We start from the raw sequence: 6,033 nt of genomic DNA, 5'->3' as shown, positions 1-6,033 counted from the left end.
GCAGCCTGAAAACCAAAGCCTGACGGTGTCCACCAAACCGGGGTAACTCCATCCCACCCTCGGGCACTACACCCCTCTCAAACACCGCCGAGCAAAGCGCCTCCGCCTCCACTGCAGCCCGCTCCCCAGCCGCCTTTACCTCATCCCAAACCCCCATCGCACTTACACCAGGCACAAGACGGCTCAATACCTTCGCCGCCCTCCTGAACGTCGTCTCCGTCCCCAACTCCACCGCCAACTCCCGCATCCTCGGACTCAATCTCTTCCGCTTCTCCAGCCCCAGCGCTTCGTCCAACAAGAATACCGGCTCCCCAGTACCTTTGCGCCGGTACATTCGCCGCCTGACCGTCAACTCCCCAAACGTCGTCACTATCCGCCGCGGTCGCCCCGCCACAACCTCCAGCCCCTTATTGTTGAAGCCCACATTATTTGTCGTGGAGTTGCCCGAATTAGGTGGCGGTGACGGAACGCTCGAATTGTAGGTCGTGGAGAGAAATGGGCCCGGCGTGGTTACCGGGCCCATGGTGTTTACGATTCAGATCTGCTCGTAGTCGAGTTGGGCGCGCTGGACGTTTTCGGTGTCGGCCACCTGGCCGCCCTGGCTGCATACATCGAGCAGGCAGGCGGTGGCGAGGGTGTTTATCAGCCTTGGGATTCCGCGCGTGATCGTGTGGATCTGGGAGATAGCCGCGTCGGTGAACAGCGGCCGGGTGGCGCCTGCGTATTTGAGAGAGTGTTCGATGTAGGCTTTGGTTTCAGGTTCCTGGAGTCCGGAGAGGTGGTAGCGCACGCCTACACGCTGCCGTATGACCTCGAAGGTACGGAGGCGCAAAGTGGCCCGGAGTTCGGGCTGGCCCACCAGGATGAGGGCGAATGGGGACAGCGAATCGAACCTGAAGTTCACTATGAACCGTACCTCCGCCATCATCGAGGGCGATAGCAGGTGGGCCTCGTCGACGACAAGCACAGGCTGTTTTCCCTGGTTCTCGTAGGCGTCGAGGAAGGCATGGCTGAACTGGCGACGAGTATCTCTCCGGTGAAATGCAGGAGTGATGCCGAACTGCGCCAACACCTCCCTGTAGAATCCCCCGGGCTCGAGGCCGGAGTCGGCGATGTAGAGGAATGGGTGGCGGACGGGGTCGAGCCTTGCAGCCAGGGCGCGTATGGCTGTTGACTTTCCGGCTCCTATCTCTCCGGTGATGACGCCGAGAGCGCGGGACCTGACTATGTAATCCAGCCTGGCGGAGAGTTCCTGCCAGCCCTGGCTGACGTAGAGGTCCGCCGGTGGAAGGGCCCGGTCGAACGGTAGACTCTTCAGGCCGAAGTAACGCTGGATCATTGTGTTTTCTCCTCCTCGAGGCGTGGGAAGCGCATCCCGCCGAGTTTCTGACGTCTCTCTTCTTCGTACTGGCGCTTTGCCAGTTCGAGGAGGCTCATGCTCACGGGCGGCGTGGCAGCGACCGGCGTAGGCTGACTTACCTCGCGGCGTCGTGTTCTCTGCAGGTCAAGGGGCTGAGCGTCGGGATATTGCTCATTCCCGAGCCATACCTGGACAAGGGAGAGGTCATACGGGTCGTAGCGGACGGTGATCGTCCTGCGCGCGAGCGCCGCGCTCACCTCGTAGGTGTTCCCGTCAAGCGTGAAGCACCCCGTCTTGTCGACTCGGCGTTTCTCCTGCCAAAGAAAGGCCTGGCGGACCTTGAACGGGTCGAGCCTCCTCAGGGGGGTCGAGTCTGATTCGAAGCGGTCTTTCGGGGTTTGTTTCAAGACCCCGTGGACCTTCCGGTGGTACGCTACCTCCAGCCACGCCCAGAAGTACTCGTTCAGTTGCTGGAGTATGGAGATCTTCCCGGAGGCGATCAGCGCGTAGGCCTCCGGTTTGAAACTTCGGTCCACGTACTGAAAGAACTTCTTATGCTGAGCTCAGCATAAGAAGTTTTATGCCGAGTTCCACATTATGCCGAGTTCCCACCCATGGCGGATGGGAACTCGTATCGTGCTGGCGTGTAGCGGTTAGTGTTGGTCGGCATCTGTGCATAATCAGAGCGATTCAAGAAACGCCAGTAGACGATCTGGAGGCTGATACGAATGCCTTGGGATAACCGGTTCTGAGACAGTCTCCAGTGCCTTTCGTTTCATTTCCAGGTCGGCTTCGATGTAGCGGTGTGTTGTCTCAATACTCTCGTGTCCCAGCCAGAGAGCTATCACCGTAATATCCACGCCCGACTGAAGCAAGTGCATTGCAGTGGTGTGACGGAGGGTGTGAGGTGAGATTTTCCTTCCATCGAGTGACGGTTGACGCTCTCTTGCCGTTCGTACAGCCTCGTTTAGCCGGCTCTCAACCCCAGAGCGCGTCATCGGCTGTCCGAACCGATTGGGGAATAACGGTGCGCTCTCGTTGTTCGGTAATTGCCTTCTCCAACTCTTGAGGATTCCCACGGTGGATTTCCATAGAGGAACTTGCCGTTGCTTTCTTCCTTTACCGACAATCTGAATGCACCTGCGATGTTCAAGGTCCACATCCTTTACTTGCAGCGAAACTACCTCCGAGACCCTTGCCCCGGTGTTGTAGAATGTCGCCAGCATAGCGTGATCCCGCTGGCCGCTCCAAGTGGAGCAGTCTGGCGCGTCCAGTATAGCCTGCATTTCCTCCCGGGAGAGGAAACCAAGCAGTAGCCTGTCGTATCGTTTGTTCGGGATTGCTCTAACACGTTGGACGCCTGCAAGAGCTGAGGGGTCACGAAACCCCGCGTAGTTGAGGAAGGAGCGTATGGCTGCAAGTCTCGCGTTTCGGCTTGCTACGGAGTTGCCGCGTTCGGTCTCCAGGTGATCGAGAAAGCCCAGCACAAGCGATGCGTCAAGGTCGGTTAGTGTTAGATCCGAGGGTTTCTTGCCCAACCGTTTAGCCGAGTATTGAAGCAAGAGTCTAAAGGTATCGCGGTAGCTGGCTATCGTATGCTGGCTGGCGTTATGCTGCTCCAAGAGATAGACGGAGAAGAACTCCTGTACCAGCCTGGGAAACGAAGGAGGGCTAGTTGTCGTGGCCATGTTCTCTCTCCTCGTCACCGGGATCCATAAGGTACGCTTCAAAACGAGAACCGGCTGCCGCCAGGAGTTCTGGTACGGCACTAAGATACCAGTAGGTGTCGGATACGTGGACATGGCCAAGGTACGTGGCTAGTGTTGCCACCTTGTTTCCAATGTCCTCCCCATGCCTGTACCAGTTCAACAGGGTTGTAACTGCGAATGTGTGTCTGAGATCGTGAATCCGCGGTGGCCTGTCAAGCTCAGACCAGCCCAGGTGTTTTCTGAGTTCAATGAACGTCAGCAACGTCTTGTGGTATTTGAGGGCAGTGCCCTTTTCCGTAAGAAAGAAATTCATACTGACAGCGTTAGGCAGGTGAATCTGGCGATGGAGAGCATAATCGCGCAGCGCCTCCACAGTTGTGGCATGTAGCGGCACAAGGCGCGATTTGTGGAACTTGGTGCCTACAACCGTCAGAATGCCCTTCTGTAGGTCGACGTGCGAGATTGTCAGCCTTAAGGCCTCGGAGACTCGCAGTCCAGTACAGAATAGAAGTCCGAAAAGAGTCTGGTATGTGTGTGGACGCAAACCGCCATTAGGTCCCAGCCTGGATGCCTGCTGTATCAGGGCCTTGATCTCTTCGGGGGTATAGATATGAGGCGCCACCCGGCGATACGATGGGCCTAGAAGGCCTCTTGGCGGGATCTGGGTCTCAGGCTGGTTCATGACTTGGTATGTAGCCAGGCGGCGGACCATGTCGAGCCGGCGTGCCCAATACAAGGGATGGGCATCTTTAGGGAGTTTGGCCCAGTTCACCGCTAGTTCGGTCGTGATCGGGCCATGGTGTCCTATCCGATCCGCATATTCTGCGAACCGGCGCAATTCTTCCCCTTCAACCAGGAGCTGATACCCCAATGCGCGTCTGGTCGCGAGGTACTCATTTACCGCATCAAGCATTGCTGCACTCATGGTTTCACCACCGGCCACGGCTGCGTGACCTCGGAAAGACGCCGTAGGTCCACCTTGGTGTACAAAAACGTCGCGTTCAGACTGCGATGGCCAAGAACGTCCGCGATCTGTTTCAATTCCACACCATTTTGCAGCATATGACTGGCAAAGGTGTGCCGAAGAGTATGTGCGCCTACTCGTGTAGTGTCAATCTCACAGCGTTTTGCCGCTTTGTGAACAATCGGCCAGATGGCTGAGCTTGTAACCGGCATACCCTTTTGAGATCCCCGTGCGTGGCTGACGAATATCCTGCGCTCTCTTGTTATGGGGCGCCCTTTTAGAACATAGGCCGCAATGGCGGAGCCCACTTCATACGGCACTGGCATCACGCTAGCGCGTCGGCTCTTCTCGCCTTGAACACGGAGGGTTCCAGAGCGCCAGTTGACATCATCCAGTGTGAGATGAACAACATCGCCGGATCGAAGCCCGAGATGGGCAAGGCACAAAACGATTGCATAGTTTCTGAGCCCGAGCGGCGTGGTGCGGTCGAAACTAGCCAGTATTGCGTCCACTTGTGCCTTGGAAAGGACTGTAGGGATACGTGACAGTTTGCGGTTGCAAACCGGAGGCACTGAGTTGATCAAAGAAGCATCGCACTTGCCCCGGATCACCAGATACCTGATGAAACTGCGGAGTGCTGTAGTCGCCAGTTTAGTCGCGACGACTCTGCCACGGGATGCATGTTCAGTTATGTACCGGAAAACAACGCGACCACTCAACTCCTGATTGAACATGATTCCAAACCGAAACTCCGAATTGAGGAACTCCCGAACATGGCGAACATAGACACGTTGAGTGCCCTGCCGTACTCCTTTGGTTTCAGCCAGGTATACGTGGAAGTCTGCCAGCACCTGTTCGCACGGGACTCCCTGGGTGGGGACGTTCGCGCTTTCGAGCATGATGTCTTCCTCCTCTAAGATCTAAGGATGAAAAGATCATACTCGATTATGCAAACTAAGCGATGACCTTCCGGCTGTTTCGCCAGGCAATCCCGTTAGCAACTCCGCATAATGCGGAACTCCGCATAAAACTTCTCGACTTTGCCGCGCCCCTGTGGTTTGCCGGGCCGTGAGTGTATGAGGTGGAACCCGAGTTCCCCTGCGATTCGCTCAAGGTGCTGGCCGGAGTATATCGCGCCGTTGTCGCAGTAAAGGCGGCTGGGGATTCCGTACTTCAGCACTGCTTTCTTCAGGGCGTCTTCGAGTTTTGGGCGGCGCTCCTCGAAGTAGTACTCGGCATGCGGTACAAACCTCGAGTAGTCGTCGATGAAGGCAATGAGATAGGCCCGAGTTCGACACCCGCTAGGTAGATACAGTGCCGGAAGAGCAACGGAGCCAAGTATCGGCGGGATATGGTAGAAAGTGGGCGTGTATCTACGTGTTAGGCCTTGGCGGGAGAGTATAAGTCCAGTATGCGAGGGGGTTCTTGTATACCGACAGCCGCAAACAATTGCTTCTGGATGGCCGTCGTTTCCGTTCTCTGCATGACCCGTGTGGCGTTGCTCCCAAACTCGATCGCGTGCATCATCTCCAGATGCCGGCGCTGATACCTCCACAGCTTTCCGGTCTTCGTCTCCGCGACCCGTTGGAGTTACCCCGGTTTGGTGGACACCGTCAGGCTTTGGTTTTCAGGCTGCAGATACTTGTTTCTGCCCGGCGCGCCACCTCCCTTCGAACTCGAGCGGGGTGAGATACTCCAGAGCTGAATGACGCCGGCGGCGGTTGTAGAAGGCCTCGATGTACTCGAAGATGGCCGACTTGAGATTGGACCGCGTTTGCCAGGCTCCCCTGTCAAGCAATTCTGTCTGCAGCGTGGCGAAGAAACTCTCCGCTACTGCGTTGTCCAACGCGTCACCGACCGATCCCATCGAACCGATGATCCCTGCCTCCCGGAGCCTGGTAGTGAAGACCAGAGAAGTGTACTGCGCGCCATGGTCGGAGTGATGGATTACCCCATTCGCCGGACGCCGATTCCATACAGCCATGTTGACCGCGCTAACG

8 protein-coding genes are annotated in these 6,033 nt (G+C 56.9%); all 8 read right to left on the bottom strand.

Annotated features, from left to right (window positions below; genetic code table 11):
* The coding region (locus tag NUW23_14740) for a UPF0236 family protein (protein MCR4427417.1) at positions 1–334 on the bottom strand (334 nt) is incomplete at its 3' end.
* A 201-nt stretch (positions 335–535) separates the two neighbouring features.
* Positions 536–1,339 carry an AAA family ATPase gene (locus NUW23_14735; protein ID MCR4427416.1) on the bottom strand — a complete coding sequence of 268 codons (804 nt, stop codon included), beginning with the start codon at positions 1,337–1,339 and terminating at the stop codon, positions 536–538.
* Complete coding sequence (locus NUW23_14730; GenBank protein MCR4427415.1) at positions 1,336–1,896, bottom strand: Mu transposase C-terminal domain-containing protein; 561 nt, start codon at positions 1,894–1,896, stop codon at positions 1,336–1,338. The genes NUW23_14735 and NUW23_14730 overlap by 4 nt, the downstream gene beginning before the upstream one ends.
* A gap of 144 nt (positions 1,897–2,040) precedes the next feature.
* The gene (locus NUW23_14725; protein MCR4427414.1) at positions 2,041–3,048 is read right to left on the bottom strand and encodes a site-specific integrase; all 1,008 of its coding nucleotides are present in this window, start codon (positions 3,046–3,048) and stop codon (positions 2,041–2,043) included.
* Positions 3,032–3,994: a tyrosine-type recombinase/integrase gene (locus NUW23_14720; GenBank protein ID MCR4427413.1), complete on the bottom strand. Its 963-nt coding sequence runs from the start codon at positions 3,992–3,994 to the stop codon at positions 3,032–3,034. The genes NUW23_14725 and NUW23_14720 overlap by 17 nt, the downstream gene beginning before the upstream one ends.
* Entirely contained in the window at positions 3,991–4,932 is a 942-nt protein-coding gene (locus NUW23_14715) for a site-specific integrase (GenBank protein ID MCR4427412.1), read from the bottom strand. Before NUW23_14715 ends, NUW23_14720 begins: the two co-directional genes overlap by 4 nt.
* 95 nt (positions 4,933–5,027) lie before the next feature.
* The gene (locus NUW23_14710; GenBank protein ID MCR4427411.1) at positions 5,028–5,588 is read right to left on the bottom strand and encodes a DDE-type integrase/transposase/recombinase; all 561 of its coding nucleotides are present in this window, start codon (positions 5,586–5,588) and stop codon (positions 5,028–5,030) included.
* A gap of 72 nt (positions 5,589–5,660) precedes the next feature.
* The coding region (locus tag NUW23_14705; GenBank protein MCR4427410.1) for an integrase core domain-containing protein at positions 5,661–6,033 on the bottom strand (373 nt) is incomplete at its 5' end.

Source organism: Bacillota bacterium (assembly GCA_024655925.1).
Classification (GTDB): Bacteria; Bacillota; DTU025; order DTU025; family JANLFS01; genus JANLFS01.
This window is presented reverse-complemented; position numbering and strand designations above follow the sequence as displayed.

Coding starts and splice junctions, on each gene's coding strand:
- NUW23_14715 (MCR4427412.1), bottom strand. CDS start 4,932: ATGCTCGAAAGCGCGAACGTCCCCACCCAGGGAGTCCCGTGCGAACAG.
- NUW23_14720 (MCR4427413.1), bottom strand. CDS start 3,994: ATGAGTGCAGCAATGCTTGATGCGGTAAATGAGTACCTCGCGACCAGA.
- NUW23_14725 (MCR4427414.1), bottom strand. CDS start 3,048: ATGGCCACGACAACTAGCCCTCCTTCGTTTCCCAGGCTGGTACAGGAG.
- NUW23_14735 (MCR4427416.1), bottom strand. CDS start 1,339: ATGATCCAGCGTTACTTCGGCCTGAAGAGTCTACCGTTCGACCGGGCC.